The organism is Streptomyces sp. NPDC002994, from assembly GCF_040611155.1.
In the GTDB taxonomy this organism is placed as follows: Bacteria; Actinomycetota; Actinomycetes; order Streptomycetales; family Streptomycetaceae; genus Streptomyces.
The window spans coordinates 40,366-56,734 of record NZ_JBEXNQ010000014.1; the positions used below are offsets into that span (position 1 = coordinate 40,366).

Sequence of the window (16,369 nt, forward strand, 5' to 3'; positions counted from 1 at the left end):
CCTCAGGCAGAGATGGCTAGTTCGGCGGCTTGGCGGGCGGCGCTGTCCATCGTGGTGGCCTGGTGGACGAGGGGGTGGGCGCGGTCGTCGAGGATGGCGCGGCCCCGGGCGGCGGCGTTGCCGTCCAGGCGTACGACCAGGGGGCGGGTCAGCCGGACCGCCTCCAGGGCCTGGACGATGCCGTCGGCCACCGCGTCGCACGCCGTGATGCCGCCGAAGACGTTGACGAAGACGGACTTCACGGCCGGGTCGGAGAGGATGACGGACAGGCCGTCGGCCATGACCTGGGCGGACGCCCCTCCCCCGATGTCGAGGAAGTTGGCGGGGCGGGCGCCGCAACCGGCGACCACGTCGAGGGTCGACATGACGAGGCCCGCGCCGTTGCCGATGATGCCGACCTCGCCGTCGAGCTTGACGTAGTTGAGACCCTTCGCCGTCGCCGCGGCTTCCAGCGGGTCAGTCTGCTCGTCGGACGCATAAGACCCCCACCGCGCCTGGCGGAAGCGGGCGTTGTCGTCGACCGTGACCTTGCCGTCCAGGGCGAGGATCCGGCCGTCTGTGCACCGTACGAGCGGGTTGACCTCCACCAGGAGGGCGTCCTCCTGGGTCAGGACCTTCCACAGCTGCTGGAGTACGGGCGCCACCTGCGGCGGGAGCCCCGCCGCCGCGGCGATTTCGGTGGCCTTGGAGGCGGTGACGCCCTCGGCCGGGTCGACCGGGATGCGGGCCACCGCGTCGGGGCGGGCCGCCGCCACCTGCTCGATGTCCATGCCGCCCTCGGCCGACGCGATGGCCAGGAAGCGGCCCGCGGTGCGGTCGAGGACGTATGAGACGTAGAACTCCGACTCGATGGTGACCGGTTGCGCCAGCATTACCTTGCGGACCGAGTGGCCCTTGATGTCCATGCCGAGGATCTGGCGGGCGGTCAGTTCGGCCGCCGCCGGGTCGGCAGCGAGCTTCACCCCGCCCGCTTTGCCGCGGCCCCCGGTCTTCACCTGCGCCTTGACGACGACGCGGCCGCCGAGGCGCTCCGCCGCGTCACGCGCCCGGCGTGGCGTGTCCACCACTTCGGCGTCCGGCACCAATACGCCGTACCGCGCGAAGAGTTCCCTTGCCTGGTGCTCGTACAGGTCCATACCGGCTCCTCGATCCTCAGTCAGTCGGAAAGTGCCGCACGCCCCCTGGACACCACCCACCGGATGCGGGATAACAAGCTTCATACAGTATTCGTCGACTGTATGCAATGTACCGCGTCACCGCTCCAGTACGGCTCCAGTACCCCTACGAAGGGAACGGACTTCGCCATGCCCGACGACAGCCAGGAACTCATCTCCGGTGGGCATTTGGTCGCCAAGGCGCTCAAAGCAGAAGGGGTCGACCGCATCTACACCCTCTGCGGCGGCCACATCATCGACATCTACGACGGCTGCGTCGACGAGGGCATCGACGTCGTCGACGTACGCCACGAGCAGGTCGCCGCCCACGCCGCCGACGGCTACTCCCGCATCACCGGAAAGCCGGGCTGCGCCGTCGTCACGGCCGGCCCCGGCACGACCGACGCCGTCACCGGTGTCGCCAATGCCTTCCGCGCGGAGTCGCCCATGCTGCTGATCGGCGGCCAGGGCGCCCTCACCCAGCACAAGATGGGGTCCCTCCAGGACCTGCCGCACGTCGACATGATGGCGCCGATCACCAAGTTCGCCGCGACCGTACCGGACACCGCCCGGGCCGCCGACATGGTGTCCATGGCGTTCCGCGAGTGCTACCACGGCGCCCCCGGTCCTTCGTTCCTGGAGATCCCGCGCGACGTACTCGACGCCAAGGTGCCCGTCGACAAGGCGCGGGTGCCGCTGGCAGGGCAGTACCGGGCATCGACCCGCGCCGCCGGCGACCCCGAGGCGATCGAGAAGCTGGCCGATCTGCTCGTACACGCCGAGAAGCCGGCGATCCTGCTCGGCAGCCAGGTCTGGACGACACGGGCGACGGACGCGGCGACCGAGCTCGTGCGGACGCTGAATGTGCCCGCGTACATGAACGGCGCGGGGCGCGGAACCCTGCCGCCCGGCGACCCGCACCACTTCCAGCTCTCGCGGCGCTACGCGTTCGCCAACGCCGACCTCATCATCATCGTCGGTACGCCCTTCGACTTCCGGATGGGATACGGGAAGCGCCTCTCGCCGAGCGCGACCGTCGTACAGATCGACCTGGACTACCGGACCGTCGGCAAGAACAGGGACATCGACCTGGGGATCGTGGGTGACGCCTCACTGATACTGCGGTCCGCCACCCAAGCGGCGTCCGGCCGGCTCAACGGCGGCTCCGTCATGCGAAAGGCGTGGCTGGAGGAACTGCGTACCGCCGAGCAGACGGCCATCGAGAAGCGTCTGCCGCAGCTGAAGTCGGACGCGTCGCCCATCCACCCGTACCGGCTCGTCAGCGAGATCAACGACTTCCTGACGGAAGACTCGATCTACATCGGGGACGGTGGCGACATCGTCACGTTCTCCGGGCAGGTCGTCCAGCCCAGGACACCCGGGCATTGGATGGACCCCGGGCCGCTCGGCACGCTCGGCGTCGGAGTGCCCTTCGTGCTCGCCGCGAAGCAGGCGCGGCCCGACAAGGAAGTCGTGGCGCTCTTCGGAGACGGCGCGTTCTCCCTCACCGGATGGGACTTCGAAACGCTCGTCCGCTACGACCTCCCCTTCGTCGGGATCGTCGGCAACAACTCCTCGATGAACCAGATCCGTTACGGCCAGAAGGCGAAGTACGGCGACGAGCGCGAGCGGGTCGGCAACACCCTCGGCGACGTCCACTACGACAAGTTCGCACAGATGCTGGGCGGTTACGGCGAAGAGGTCCGCGACCCCGCCGACATCGCGCCCGCCCTGCGCCGCGCCCGCGAGTCGGGGCTGCCGTCCCTGATCAACGTGTGGCTCGACCCGGACGTGTACGCCCCCGGAACCATGAACCAGACCATGTACAAGTGAGCGACGGAGGCCAGCCAGCCATGACCAAGGCCCTTGAGGGCGTGCGCGTCCTCGACATGACCCACGTACAGTCCGGCCCCTCCGCCACCCAGCTCCTCGGCTGGCTCGGCGCGGACGTGGTGAAGCTGGAGGCGCCGACCGGTGACATCACGCGGGGGCAGCTTCGTGACCTGCCGGACGTCGACTCCCTCTACTTCACGATGCTCAACTGCAACAAGCGAAGCATCACCCTCAACACCAAGACGGAGCGCGGGAAGGAGATCCTGACGGAGCTCATCCGCCGCTCGGATGTCATGGTGGAGAACTTCGGGCCCGGCGCCGTCGACCGCATGGGCTTCACCTGGGAGCGCATCCAGGAGATCAATCCGCGGATCGTCTACGCCTCGATCAAGGGCTTCGGTGACGGCCCGTACACCAACTTCAAGGCGTACGAAGTCGTCGCCCAGGCCATGGGCGGGTCCATGTCCACCACCGGCTTCGAGGACGGACCGCCGCTCGCCACCGGCGCCCAGATCGGCGACTCCGGGACCGGGATCCACGCCGTCGCCGGGATCCTCGCCGCACTCTTCCAGCGCGAGAACACCGGGCGCGGCCAGCGCGTCAACGTCGCCATGCAGCATGCCGTGCTCAACCTCTGCCGCGTGAAGCTGCGCGACCAGCAGCGGCTCGCGCACGGTCCGCTCGCCGAGTATCCGAACGACGACTTCGGTGACGAGGTGCCGCGCAGCGGCAACGCGAGCGGTGGCGGGCAGCCCGGCTGGGCGGTCAAGTGCGCGCCCGGCGGGCCCAACGACTACGTGTACGTCATCGTCCAGCCCGTCGGCTGGCGGCCGCTGGCCGAGCTGATCGGCCGGCCGGAACTGGCCGACGACCCCGAGTGGGCGACTCCGGCGGACCGGCTGCCCAAGCTCGGCAAGATGTTCCAGCTGATCGAGGAGTGGTCGTCGGGCCTGCCCAAGTGGGAGGTGCTGGAGCAGCTCAACGGCCACAACATCCCCTGCGGGCCGATCCTTTCGACGAAGGAAATCTTCGAGGACGCGTCGCTCGCCGCGAACGAGATGGTCGTGGAGGTCGAGCACCCCGAGCGCGGCCGCTTCACCACCGTCGGCAACCCCATCAAGCTGTCCGACTCGCCCTTCGACGTGGTCACCTCACCGCTGCTCGGTGAGCACAACGCGGAGGTGTACGTCGGCGAGCTTGGCCTCGGCGACGAGGAGCTGCGGCTGCTCAAGACGAACGGAGTGATCTGATGGCGGCCGTCCCCCATGACACCGCTGCCGTACGGGCCGTGCTCGACGCGGCGAGCCTCGACGGCCGCAGCGCGCTCACCGCCCCCGAGGCGAAGCTCATCGCCGACGCGTACGGCATCCCGGTGCCGGCGGAGGCGCTGGCCGAGACGGCGGACGACGCTGTCGCCTTCGCCGCCCGGATGGGATTCCCGGTCGTACTCAAGATCGTCTCGCCCGAGATCGTGCACAAGACGGACGCGGGCGGCGTGCGGACCGGGCTGAAGACGCCGGGCGAGGTGCGGGCGGCGTACACGGAGATCGTGGCCAATGCCCGTGCGTACGACCCGAGGGCGCGCATCCAGGGTGTCCAGGTCCAGCAGATGGTGCCGGCGGGGCAGGAGGTCATCGTCGGGGCCGTCACGGACCCGACCTTCGGGAAGATCGTGGCGTTCGGGCTCGGCGGCGTGCTGGTGGAGGTGCTGAAGGACATCACCTTCCGGCTCGCGCCCGCCTCCGAGGCCGACGCGCTCTCCATGCTCGACTCGATCCGGGCCGCCGAGATCCTGCGGGGCGTGCGCGGCGGGGCGGCCGTGGACCGTACGGCACTCGCCGGGCTCATCGTGCGGGTCTCGGAGCTGGCCGCCGACTTCCCCGAGATCGCGGAGGTCGACCTGAACCCCGTGTTCGCGACGGCGGGCGGGGTGATGGCGGCCGACGTACGCATCCTGCTCGGCGGCCCCTCTCCCGCGCCCCGGCGCAAGTACAGCCGCGACGAGATCCTCGCCTCGATGCGGCGGCTGATGCAGCCGAGGTCGGTCGCCGTCGTCGGCGCCTCCAACGAGCAGGGCAAAATCGGCAATTCGGTGATGCGCAACCTCATCGACGGCGGTTTCCCCGGCGAGATCCATCCGGTGAATCCCCGCGCCGATGACATCTTGGGCCGCAAGGCGTACAAGAGTGTGACGGACGTTCCCGGTGAGGTGGATGTGGCGGTCTTCGCGATCCCCGCCAAGTTCGTTGCGGCGGCGCTGGAGGAGGTGGGGCGCAAGGGGATTCCCAATGCCGTGCTCATTCCGTCCGGCTTCGCGGAGACCGGCGAGCACGCGCTCCAGGACGAGATCGTCGCCATCGCCGAGCGGTACGGCGTACGCCTGCTCGGGCCGAACATCTACGGCTACTACTCGACCTGGCAGGACCTCTGCGCGACCTTCTGCACGCCGTACGACGTCAAGGGCGGGGTGGCGCTGACCTCCCAGTCGGGCGGCATCGGGATGGCGATCCTCGGTTTCGCTCGTACGACAAAGACCGGTGTCTCGGCGATCGTCGGGCTCGGCAACAAGTCGGACCTCGACGAGGACGACCTGCTGACCTGGTTCGGCGAAGACTCCAACACCACGTGTATCGCCATGCACTTGGAGGATCTGAAGGACGGGCGCGCCTTCGTCGACGCGGCGCGGGCGACCGTGACGAAGAAGCCGATCGTGGTGCTGAAGGCGGGCCGTACGAGCGCGGGCGCGAAGGCGGCAGGCTCGCACACGGGGGCGCTCGCCGGTGACGACGCGGTGTACGAGGACATCCTGCGGCAGGCCGGGGTGATCCGGGCGCCGGGCCTGAACGAAATGCTGGAGTACGCGCGGGCGCTGCCCGTGCTGCCGACGCCACAGGGCGACAACGTCGTGATCATCACGGGGGCGGGCGGGTCGGGTGTGCTGCTGTCGGACGCCATCGTCGACAACGGGATGTCCCTGATGGAGATTCCGGACGATCTGGACGCGGCGTTCAAGGCCTTCATCCCTCCCTTCGGGGCAGCCGGCAACCCGATCGACATCACGGGTGGCGAGCCCCCTTCGACGTACGAGGCGACCATCCGGCTGGGGATGGAGGACCCGCGGATTCACGCGCTGGTGCTCGGCTACTGGCACACGATCGTCACGCCGCCGATGGTCTTCGCGGAGCTGACGGCGCGAGTGGTGGAGGAGTTCAGGGCGCGCGGCATCGAGAAGCCGGTGGTCGCGTCGCTGGCGGGCGATGTGGAGGTCGAGGAGGCGTGCGCGTACCTCTACGAGCGGGGAGTCGTCGCGTATCCGTACACGACGGAGAAGCCGGTCGAGGTGCTCGGCGCGAAGTACCAATGGGCGCGCGCTGCCGGGTTGTTGGGGGGCGGTCGATGAGCTGAGCAGCGGCTCGAACCACCGGGGCCGGCGGCGTCCGCTCGCCGCGCGGCCCCGGCACGAAGAGAACGGACAGGGGGCGCTGCCCAGGCATCTTCGACGCAAGGGGTTCGATCGACATGGCGACAACAGACATCTCCTCATCCGTCCCCTACAGGGAGGTGACGGACGCCAACGGCCGGATGTACCGGCTCGGCGAGACCGATGTGGACATCATGGGCCGGCCACGCAAGTGGATGGTCATCCTGCCGTGGGTGGGAATGATGGGCATCAGCTCGGCGGAGTACGCGTTCGCGTCCGCCGAGGAGACCTTGCACACCGCCCACGGGTGGGGCAGCCAGCACATCTTCTGGATGCTCGGCGTGTGGGTGTTCTTCCAGGCGGCGGTGGCCTTCCCGGCCGGGAAGCTGCGGGAGAGCGGGAAACTGCCGGCCCGCTGGGCGATGATGCTGGGCGCGGTGGGCACGCTGCTCGGCTATCTGTCGCTGGCCTTCGCGCCGCATGTGATCGTGGCGTACGTCGGCTTCGGCATGTTCAGCGGCATGGGCGCCGGCATGGTCTACGCGACCTGCGTGAACATGGTCGGCAAGTGGTATCCGGAGCGCAAGGGCGGCAAGACGGGCTTCGTCAACGGCGGGTTCGCCTATGGCTCCGTGCCGTTCGTGTTCATCTTCACCGGCTACATGGACCTGACGAACTTCCGGTGGGTGCTGGTCGCCGTCGGCGTCTTCCTCGCCGGTGTGGTCGCCTTCGCGGGGTACTTCTTCAAGGACCCGCCGAAGAACTGGTGGCCCGCCGAGATAGACCCGCTGCGCAAGCCGGACGACCCTCGGGCGCGGCGCGCGATGGAGAAGAACCCGCCGGCCGTGAAGCAGTACACACCGAGGGAGGCGTGGCAGACGGGGCGCGTGGGCCTGATGTGGTTCTGCCTGCTGTGTACGTCGGGTGTGAACATATTCGGCATCGCCTTCCAGGTGCCGTTCGGTGACGAGGCCGGCTTCGCGGGCGGCATCGTGGCCACGGCGATGTCCCTGAAGGCGATCGTGAACGGGACCGGGCGCGGGGTGATCGGCTGGCTCTCCGACCGGTACGGCCGCAAGCAGTGCCTGATCTTCGTCTGCATCGTGCTGGGGCTTTCCCAGTACGGAATCCTGTTCTCGGGAAATATTGGGAATCTGCCGCTTTTCCTGATCTTCTCCAGTATCTCCGGGTTCGGCGGCGGCGCGATCTTCCCGATGTTCGCGGCGATGACGGCGGACTACTTCGGGGAGAACAACAACGCCTCCAACTACGGGCTCGTCTACAGCTCCAAGCTGGTGTCCGGGCTGCTCGGGTCCGGCATGGGCGCGGTGGTCGTGGGCGCCTGGGGGTACGGCGGGGCGTTCGTACTGGCCGGCTCGATCTCCCTGTTCGCCGGCTTCATCGCGATCTTCCTGCACCCGCCGGGGCGGCCGCGGGCCCGGCACATCAAGCCGAACCCGCAGCCGATCAGCCGCGACGCGGTCTGACTGCTGCTGCTAGCCGTTAGCAGTCCTTCTCACGCAGTGAGTGCAAGTGCGCGCTCGACTTGCGGGCGAAGGCGAACGACTCGACCGGGTTGTCGTGTTCCGCCTGCCAGTGGTGGTCACGGCGCCCGCCGCGGGTCTTCGAGACAGCGGAGATGAAGCGCTGGTAGTCGATGTCTCCGTCCCCGACGTCCGCCATCCGGTAGCCGTCGCGGGCGGATGCGTCGTGTTCGCCGTCCTTGACGTGGAAGAGCGGGTAGCGGTCCGGCTGCTTCAGTACGTAGTCGAGGGGCTCGAAGGGGGCGGGTGTGCCGTCGACGCGCTTGCCGAAGCGGAACTGGGCGGCGTACGCCCAGTAGATGTCCATCTCCAGATAGACCAGGTCGGGGTCGGTCTCGGCGAGCAGCACGTCGTAGAGGCGGACATTCGGCTTGTCGGTGGCGAAGGAGAACTCCTCGGCGTGGTTGTGCTGGTAGAACTTCATGCCGCGCGCCTTGGCCGCCGCGCCGTACGTGTTGAAGTCCTGGGCGGCTCGCTTCCAGCCGTCGACGGTCGCGCCGTAACGCCAGGGCCCGGACGCGGTGCCGATGTGCTTGAGGCCGAGGGCCTGGGCGTCGTCGAGGACCTTGGTGAGGTTCTGGGCGAAGGTGTACGCGTTGGGGTTGCCGTCGGAGTAGTAGCCGACGTGGCTGCCTATGCCGCGCAGACCGTGGTCGCGGGTGAGCCGGCGGAGCTGGGCGAGGGTGATGGGGCCCGCGGAGCCCTGGGTGTATCCGGCGTACTCGACCTCGTCGTAACCGAAACGCTCCAGCTCGGCGAAGACCTTGGCGAAGCCGAGGGTGGAGACCTTGTCGCGGAGCGAGTAGAGCTGGATGCCGAGGCGGCCGGGGGGCAGGACGGGGCGGCCACGGCCGGGGGCCGTCTGTTCGGCAGCGGCAGCAGTGGGCGCCGTGGCGCCGAGGAGGGCGGCCGCGGTGGCGCCGGCGGCTACGCCGAGCATGCCTCGTCTGGAGAGCTTGTGGGTGAGCTCGGGGTCGGTGGTCGTGCTGGTGGTGGTCTTGCGGCTCATGCGTGGAACTCCCTTTGTCAGTGCAGTCCGGCAAGATGGAGGAGCAGGGCTTTCACATCGGTGGCCGCCAGGCGGCCGCTTACAGCGCGGGGGGTGGAGCACAGGATGAGCGGACCTTCTTCGTCGCGCTCGGGGAGGCGGCCGTGGCTGCCGCGAATAGGTGAGGGGTCGAGGGGCACCACCGCCATGCGGTAGCGCATGCCGAGCTTCTTGCGGGCGAGGGCCTTGGCGGCCTTGAGGCGTACGTACGGGTCGAGGGGGTCCATGAAGAGCTCGACGGGGTCGTAGCCGGGCTTGCGGTGGATCTCGACGAGCTGGGCGAAGTCCGGGGCCTTCGCGTCGTCGAGCCAGTAGTAGTACGTGAACCACGCGTCGGGTTCGGCCACGGCGACCAGTTCGCCGGAGCGGGGGTGGTCGAGGCCGTGGCTCTTCTTCCCCTCGTCGTCGAGGAGTTCGGCGATTCCGGGGAGGTCCGCGAGGGCCGCACGGGTGGCTGCCATGTTCTCGGGGTTCTCGGGCTGTCGTACGTAGACGTGCGCGAGCTGGTGGTCGGCGACGGCGAACGCCCGTGAGGTCATGGGGTCGAGGTACTCCATGCCGTCCTGGGTGTGGACCTCGATGAGGCCGGCGCGGCGCAGGGCCCGGTTGATGTCGACGGCGCGCGTGACCCGGGTGATGCCGTACTCGGAGAGCGCGACGACGGTACGGCCCTCGGCCTTCGCGTCGTCGAGCAGCGGCGCGACGGCGGCGTCGAGCTCTGCTGCGGCCTGGTACGCGCGGGGGTCGTCGGGGCCGTAGCGCTGAAGGTCGTAGTCGAGGTGCGGGAGGTAGCACAGGGCCAGGTCGGGGTGGCGGGTGCGCAGGATGTGGCGGGTGGCGTCGATGATCCACTGGGAGGAGACGAGGTCGGCGCCCGGGCCCCAGAAGTGGAAGAGGGGGAACGTACCGAATTTCTCGGTGAGTTCGTCGTGGAGGGACGGGGGGCGGGTGTAGCAGTCGGGTTCCTTGCGGCCGTCGGCGTAGTAGACGGGGCGGGGGGTGACGGTGAAGTCGGTGTCGGCGCCCATCGCGTACCACCAGCAGATGTTGGCGACGGTGTAGCCGGGGTGGGCGCGGCGGGCGGCGTCCCAGATCTTGTCGCCGGAGACCAGGCCGTTGTGCTGGCGCCAGAGGAGGACTTCGCCGAGCTCGCGGAAGTACCAGCCGTTGCCGACGATGCCGTGCTCGGCGGGGGTGGTGCCGGTGAGGAAGGTCGACTGGGCGGCGCAGGTGACGGCGGGCAGGACGGTTCCGAGGGCGGCCTGGGAGCCGGACTGGGCGAGCCGCTTGAGGTTCGGCATGTGGGCGAGGAGCTGAGGGGTGAGGCCGACGACGTCCAGGACGAGGAGGGGCGTGGGCGAGGTCTCTGCCTCTGTCTTCTCTGTCGCTGTCTTCTCTGTCACTGTCACGGCAGCTCCTTGAGGCCGAGGTCGACCAGGAGGTCGCGGGCGAGCGTGAGTTCGGCGGCGATTCCGTGGGCGAGCTGCGTGCGGTTGCGGGGTCGCAGCTCGGGCGGGAGTGCCTGCCAGGTGTACGTCTCGACTTCGAGGTGGCGGGTCAGCGGCGCCGGGCCGCCGACGAGGCGGGCGAGCGCGTCCTGGAGTACGGGAAGGGTCGAGGCGAGCGGCGGGGCGGGCGGGGCGTGGAGGGGCACGTGGAAGTGGGCGCGCCAGGGGGCGCCGTCGGGGAGCACCGCGCCGGTCAGGGCCTCGTCGAGGTCGTCGGTGCCTCGCAGGCCTGCGCTCGTGCTGGTACGGGTCTGGTGGAGGAAGCGGGGTTCGGCGAAGGCGGCGAGGGCTTCGCGTACTTCGGGGAGGTGGGGGTGTTCGGCGTGCAGGGCGGCGGAGAGCTGCGCCTTGGCGATGTGGACGCCGGCTGCGGTGAGGGCGCTCAAGGCGGTCGCCGGGTCCTCGAAGGAGGTGGCGAGGTGGCAGGTGTCGACGCAGATGCCGATGCGCGCGGCGGCCTGGGCGGCCAGGGCCGTGAGGGGGGCGATGGCGTCGGCGGTCGTCTCGACGGTGCAGCCCGGCTCGGGTTCGAGGCCGATGCGGATGGACTTGCCGGTGAGCTCTTCCAGCGCGTCGAGGCGTTCGGCGAGCGTGGTGAGCGCGGTGCGGGCGGCGTCGGCGCGGGCCGTGTTGAAGGGGGTGCGCCAGGCGATGGGGAGGGTGGAGATGGTGCCCTCGGTGATGTCTTCGGGGAGCAGCGCGGCGAGGAGGTGGGCGAGGTCGGTGGTGTGGTCGAGACGCGCGGGCTCGGTCCAGTCGGGCCGGTAGACGCGGTACTTGACCTCTTCGGCGCCGAACCCTTCGTACGGGAAGCCGTTGAGGGTGACGACCTCCAGGCCCCGCCGTTCCAGCTCGCCGCGCAGGCCGCGCAGGGCGGCCGGGTCGGTGATCAGCGCGTGCGCGGCGTCCTTCGCGAGCCACAGGCCGATGCCGAGGCGGTCCCGGCCGAGGCGTCTGCGTACGGGCTCACAGTGGTCGCGGAGCTGGGCGAGTACGCCGTCGAGGGTCTCGGCGGGGTGGACGTTGGTGCAGTACGCGAGGTGGACGGTGGATCCGTCGGGGTGGCGGAAGCGCATGGCGTCTCCTCCCCTCATTCCCCGCCGCGGAGGATGGAGTTGCCCTCGTGGAGCGGCTCCGGGGCGTCGGACACGTCGAGGTGGAGGCGGCCGCTGAGGCCGTAGAAGGCGACGGGGTTTCGCCACAGGACCTGGTCGACGTCGTCCTCGGAGAAGCCTGCGGCGAGCAGGGCGTCACCGACCTTGCGGGTCTTGAGCGGGTCGCTCTTTCCCCAGTCCGCGGCGGAGTTGACCAGCACCTTCTCTGTGCCGTGGTCCTTGATGACGGCGACCATGCGGTCCTCGTCCATCTTGGTGTCGGGGTAGATGGAGAAGCCGAGCCAGCAGCCGCTGTCAGTGGCGGCCTTTACGGTTGTCTCATTGAGGTGATCGAGGAGGACGCGGTCCGGGGGGAGGTTCGATTCGCGGATGACATCGACGGTGCGGTGGAGACCGGCGAGCTTGTCGCGGTGCGGGGTGTGGACGAGGGCGGGCAGCCCGTGGTCGGCGGCGAGCTGGAGTTGGGCGGCGAGGGCGGTGTCCTCGGCAGGGGTCATGGAGTCGTAGCCGATCTCGCCGACGGCGACGACGGAGTCCTTGACGAGGTAGCGGGGAAGCGCGTCGAGAACGGGGGTACAGCGGGGGTCGTTCGCCTCTTTGGGGTTGAGGGCGAGCGTGCAGTGGTGGGCGATGCCGTACTGGGAGGCGCGGAAGGGCTCCCAGCCGAGGAGGGCGTCGAAGTAGTCGAAGAAGCTGGCGGGCGAGGTGCGGGGCTGGCCCAGCCAGAAAGAGGGCTCGACTACGGCGCGGACCCCGGCGGCGTACATCGCCTGGTAGTCGTCGGTGGTGCGGGATGTCATGTGGATGTGGGGGTCGAAGATGCGCATCAGAACTCAGGACTCCTCTGTGGGGGCGGCCGAGAGGTACGGGACGGCCGTGAGGGCGAGGACGCGGTGGAGATCGTCCGGGACGGGGCGGCCTGCGGCGGTGCGTTCGGCGGCGTAGTCGCGGAGCATCCGGGCGAGTTCGCTGTCGGCGCGGGCGCGCGGGGCCAGGCCGCCGATGACGTCGACCGGTACGCCGGTGAACAGGCACTTGAGGACGGCGTGCCGCCAGGCGTGCTGGTCGAGGTGCTCGGCGGCGTACGGGCCGACTGCGGCGGCGACGAGGCGGGTGTCGTTGGTGCGCAGGGCGTCTTCGACGAGCGGAAGGGCGGAATCGGCGGGTGCCGCTGTGCCGATCACATGCGGCAGGGCGAGCAGAACCGCGCGGCGTTCGGCGGCGGTGCCGTGGGTGTAGAGCCGGGTAATGGTGGCGTGGTCGGCTCGCGCGGCGTGCAGGAGGAGGACGCGTGCGGTGTCGGCCAGGTCCTGGGCGCTATGGGGGTCCGGGGTGGACTCGGTGCCTTGAATCGGACGGCAGTGGCGGCCGGCTTCGGCGAAGCGGATCTCCCAGGAGGGCAGCGTCCACTGGGGGCCGTCCGCCGGCTCGGCGGAGTGGGCTTCGGCCTTCGGCTTCTCCTTCGCGACCGCCACCGCCTCCGCTTCCGCCTCGGCCAGGGCCTCGTGGAGCCAGGCGCGGGCCGCTCCGGTGAGCTGTTGTTCGAGTGCGGCCTGAAGGGCGGAGGGAGGGGCGCCGTTGGTCAGTTCGGTCAGCATCGGGCGCCTCCTGCCGGGACGGCCGGTTCGGTGGGCAGCGCCCGCGTCGCCTTGCGCAGGAAGTCGAGGGAGCGTTCGGCCAGGTCGGGGCCGGCGTGCGAGTGGCGGGGCAGTTCGACGACTGTCAGGCCCTGGTAGCCGGTGGCTGCGAGTGCGTCCAGAACGGGCGGGAAGTCGATCTCGCCGTCGCCGAACGGCAGATGCTCGTGTACGCCGCGGCGCATGTCCTCGATCTGGACGTGCCGCAGCCAGGGCGCGGCCTCGCGTACGCAGTCGGCGGGCGACGACGGTTCCAGGCACTGGCAGTGGCCGATGTCGAGAGTGAGGCCGAGGGGAGAGGGGTCGCCGAGGATCCGGCGCAGGTAGTGGAAGTCGGCGAGGGTGGCGAGGAGGTGACCGGGTTCGGGCTCGACGGCGAGCGGTACGCCGGCGGTGGCGGCGGCGTCGATGACGGGGGCGAGTGACTCGGTCAGCCGCTGCCAGGCGGTGTCGGGCGAGGTGCCGTCCGGGGTGACGCCGCTGAAGCAGTGGACGGCGTGGGCTCCGAGGTCCGCGGCAACGCGTACCGCTGTGACGAGCAGCTCGGCGCGGGCGGCGCGGCCTTGCGGGTCCGGGTCGAGCAGGGACGGGCCGTGTTTGCGGCGCGGATCGAGGACGTACCGTGCGCCGGTCTCGATGGTCACGGCGAGGCCGAGCTGGGACAGCCGGCGGCCCACTTGACGGGTGCGGGCGGAGAGTTCGGGGGCGAGGGGGTCGAGGTGCATGTGGTCGAGGGTGAGGCCGACGCCGTCGTAGCCGAGGTCGGCGAGGAGGGCGAGGGCGTCGTCCAGGCGGAGGTCGGTGAGGCCGTTGGTGCCGTAGCCGAAGCGGATGGGGGTGGGGGTGGGGGCGGCACTGGCGTTCATGTGGGGCTCACCTTTCGCGACAGCTTCCGGGCGATGGGTACGAGCCCCATGAGCGCCGCCCCGGCCCCAACCGCTCCGTTGCGCGCCGCGAGCGCGGCCTGCAGCGGGATCATGGCCCGGATCCCGCCGCCGACGGCGCGCTGTGTGAGGGGTGGGGAAGGGTTGAGTGCGGCGTGGAGGAGGGGTTTGGCCGCGGTGCGGAAGTAGGCGGTGGCCGCGAGGGTGGCGGGGGTCGCCAGCCAGCCGGCGAGGCGGACCGCTTTGTGGTGGGTGGGTGCGGGCGCCGGGCGTTTGCGGGCGGCCAGGGTGGCCAGTACGGCGGCCGCCGCGAGGGCGGCGAGTGGCGCGGCTGTTGAGCCGCCCTGGGTTTCGCGGCGCGAGACGGCTGTGACGGCGTAGGTGTGCGCGCCGAGCATCGCTGCGGCGGCCAGTGCGTTCCGCACGGCGGAGTCGCCGGCCGCTGCCCTCGCGGGACCGGGGCATGTCCTACGGAGCTTTTCCCCTACCCGCCCCTGCCCGAACCTGTCGCTCCGCCCCAGACCCCGGTCCTCAAACGCCGGACGGGCTGGAGTTGCCGGCAGCGACTGAGGACACGCCCGCAGGGCGTCCGCCGTCGCCGTCGCGCCCAGGAGCAGGTCCAGGGCGCGGGCCGTGGCCATCGCGGCCGGGGCCGCCGGGGTGTGTTTCAGGTGGAGGTCGTACGCCCAGATCGTGGCGGCCAAGGCAGTAGCCGTCCCCAGAGCCCTGCGACCCGCCCCTGCCGCCAGGGCGAGGCCCGCCGCCGTCAGGGCGGCGGACGCCGCCAGGGCCGCGCCGGAGGTGATGCGGCCCGACGGGATCGGGCGGTGCGGGCGGTCCACCGCGTCCTCCGCACGGTCCGCCCAGTCGTTCAGGGCCATGCCCGCCTCGTACAGGCACAGGGAGGACCCGACCGCCAGGACCGTGCCCCGGTTGGCGCGTACGCCGATGGACGCCGCGCCCGCCACCGCGTCACCCGGGACGGTGAACAGGGCGGACACACGGAGGAGTTCCGCCCAGGCAATCAGGTGGGTGGGCGGGGTCATCGGGCCTCCCGCAGGCGCGACCCGAAGGCCAGCAGCGCCTCGTACTGTTCCGCCAGCGCCGCCGGGCCGCCGTCCGGGTCCTTGAAGTAGAAGCCGAGCTCCGGGAGCGGGCCCGAGATGCCCACCTCGTGGGCGCGCGCCAGCAGCCGGGCCAGGTCGAGAACCAGCGGCGCCGCGAGCGCCGAGTCGCAGCCCTGCCACGTCGTCTGGAGCGTCATCCGTGAGCCCAGGAAGCCGTCGAAGGCGATGTGGTCCCACGCCGTCTTCCAGTCACCGAGCGCCGGTACGTCGTCGATGTGGACGTCGCCCTCGGGAAGCGCGCCGAGGGTGTCCGTCAGGACGCGGTTCTTGCCCGCGTTCTTCGCCGCCGCGGCAGCCGGGTCGGCCAGCGCTGCTCCGTCCCCGCCGCCGAGGAGATTCGTACCCGACCATGCCCGTACGGACAGGGCGCGCTGCACGAACATCGGGGCGAGCACGGAACGGAGCAGCGTCTGGCCCGTCTTGCCGTCGCGTCCCGCGTGGGGAAGGCCGCTGGCCGCGACGGCGTCCTGGAGGGCCGGTGCGCGCAGCCCGGTGGAGGGGGTGAAGTTGACGTACGGGCAGCCGGCCCGCAGCGCCGCCGCCGCGTAGAGGGAGCTGGGCGGGAGGGAGTGGAGGTCTTCGGGTGCGGGTTCTGTCGATGCGACGTTGACGACCACCACCCGGTCGAGGCGCTGCCGGCGCGCGAAGTCCAGCAGGTGCGCGGCGAATGCGTCGATGAGTTCCTCGTCGCCGCGTGTGTCACCCGGCAGTGGGCCGCCGGTCCTGATCTCGCGGTCCGCCGCCGCCAGTTCGCTTCGTACCGCCGAGGACAGGCCGTGCGGCAGGACGCCGCCCGCCTCCAGTTCCTCGGCCCGTTTGGGCAGGGGGCAGCTCACCGTGTCGTGTCCGCCGAAGACCAGCGAGGAGAGCGGCGCCAGGCCGCTCCCGGCGAACGGCGGGGTCTCGGTGACCATGCCGTCCGGCGCGTGGAGGCCCGCGCTGAGGGCCGCACAGCCGGCTACGGCGGTCGTGGCGACGGAGCCGCGCGCTCCGACGAACCACACTCCGGTCCGTGCCGTGTGCGTCGCCCTCGTGTCTTCGGAATGGATCGTGGTCGTCACGGGCTGCCTCCCTGTAGAGACGGGCATGTACAGACCA

13 protein-coding genes are annotated in these 16,369 nt (G+C 70.5%); 4 read left to right on the plus strand and 9 right to left on the minus strand.

The window, feature by feature from the left end:
• Positions 1–2: 2 nt before the first annotated feature.
• Positions 3–1,136, minus strand: coding sequence for an ADP-forming succinate--CoA ligase subunit beta (gene sucC / locus ABZX79_RS19935; RefSeq protein WP_355258989.1), 1,134 nt, complete (start codon positions 1,134–1,136; stop codon positions 3–5).
• 168 nt (positions 1,137–1,304) lie between these two features.
• Between sucC and ABZX79_RS19940 the strand changes: the two genes are divergently transcribed.
• From ABZX79_RS19940 to ABZX79_RS19955, 4 genes are all read left to right on the plus strand, one after another.
• The gene (locus ABZX79_RS19940; protein WP_355258992.1) at positions 1,305–2,987 is read left to right on the plus strand and encodes a thiamine pyrophosphate-binding protein; all 1,683 of its coding nucleotides are present in this window, start codon (positions 1,305–1,307) and stop codon (positions 2,985–2,987) included.
• Between the two features lie 20 nt (positions 2,988–3,007).
• The gene (gene frc, locus ABZX79_RS19945) at positions 3,008–4,237 is read left to right on the plus strand and encodes a formyl-CoA transferase (RefSeq protein WP_355258995.1); all 1,230 of its coding nucleotides are present in this window, start codon (positions 3,008–3,010) and stop codon (positions 4,235–4,237) included.
• Positions 4,237–6,387 carry an acetate--CoA ligase family protein gene (locus ABZX79_RS19950; protein WP_355258999.1) on the plus strand — a complete coding sequence of 717 codons (2,151 nt, stop codon included), beginning with the start codon at positions 4,237–4,239 and terminating at the stop codon, positions 6,385–6,387. The genes frc and ABZX79_RS19950 overlap by 1 nt, the downstream gene beginning before the upstream one ends.
• A gap of 119 nt (positions 6,388–6,506) precedes the next feature.
• Complete coding sequence (locus ABZX79_RS19955) at positions 6,507–7,895, plus strand: OFA family MFS transporter (RefSeq protein ID WP_355259002.1); 1,389 nt, start codon at positions 6,507–6,509, stop codon at positions 7,893–7,895.
• Between the two features lie 16 nt (positions 7,896–7,911).
• On the opposite strand, the gene ABZX79_RS19960 is transcribed toward ABZX79_RS19955, so the two are convergent.
• The 8 genes from ABZX79_RS19960 to ABZX79_RS19995 are packed head-to-tail and all read right to left on the minus strand — an operon-like array spanning position 7,912 to position 16,359.
• The gene (locus tag ABZX79_RS19960) at positions 7,912–8,961 is read right to left on the minus strand and encodes a sugar phosphate isomerase/epimerase (protein ID WP_355259005.1); all 1,050 of its coding nucleotides are present in this window, start codon (positions 8,959–8,961) and stop codon (positions 7,912–7,914) included.
• A gap of 17 nt (positions 8,962–8,978) precedes the next feature.
• Entirely contained in the window at positions 8,979–10,403 is a 1,425-nt protein-coding gene (locus ABZX79_RS19965; RefSeq protein WP_355259625.1) for a nucleotide pyrophosphatase/phosphodiesterase family protein, read from the minus strand.
• Positions 10,404–10,405: 2 nt separating this feature from the next.
• The gene (gene eboE / locus ABZX79_RS19970) at positions 10,406–11,584 is read right to left on the minus strand and encodes a metabolite traffic protein EboE (RefSeq protein WP_355259008.1); all 1,179 of its coding nucleotides are present in this window, start codon (positions 11,582–11,584) and stop codon (positions 10,406–10,408) included.
• 14 nt (positions 11,585–11,598) lie between these two features.
• Positions 11,599–12,450: a TatD family hydrolase gene (locus tag ABZX79_RS19975; RefSeq protein ID WP_214973620.1), complete on the minus strand. Its 852-nt coding sequence runs from the start codon at positions 12,448–12,450 to the stop codon at positions 11,599–11,601.
• A 6-nt stretch (positions 12,451–12,456) separates the two neighbouring features.
• Entirely contained in the window at positions 12,457–13,221 is a 765-nt protein-coding gene (locus ABZX79_RS19980; RefSeq protein ID WP_355259012.1) for an EboA domain-containing protein, read from the minus strand.
• Complete coding sequence (locus ABZX79_RS19985) at positions 13,215–14,126, minus strand: sugar phosphate isomerase/epimerase family protein (protein ID WP_355259015.1); 912 nt, start codon at positions 14,124–14,126, stop codon at positions 13,215–13,217. Before ABZX79_RS19985 ends, ABZX79_RS19980 begins: the two co-directional genes overlap by 7 nt.
• A complete protein-coding gene (locus tag ABZX79_RS19990) occupies positions 14,123–15,190 on the minus strand; it encodes an SCO3242 family prenyltransferase (RefSeq protein ID WP_355259018.1) in 1,068 nt (355 codons plus the stop codon). Before ABZX79_RS19990 ends, ABZX79_RS19985 begins: the two co-directional genes overlap by 4 nt.
• Positions 15,187–16,359, minus strand: coding sequence for an inositol-3-phosphate synthase (locus ABZX79_RS19995; RefSeq protein ID WP_355259021.1), 1,173 nt, complete (start codon positions 16,357–16,359; stop codon positions 15,187–15,189). The genes ABZX79_RS19990 and ABZX79_RS19995 overlap by 4 nt, the downstream gene beginning before the upstream one ends.
• Positions 16,360–16,369 lie beyond the last annotated feature (10 nt).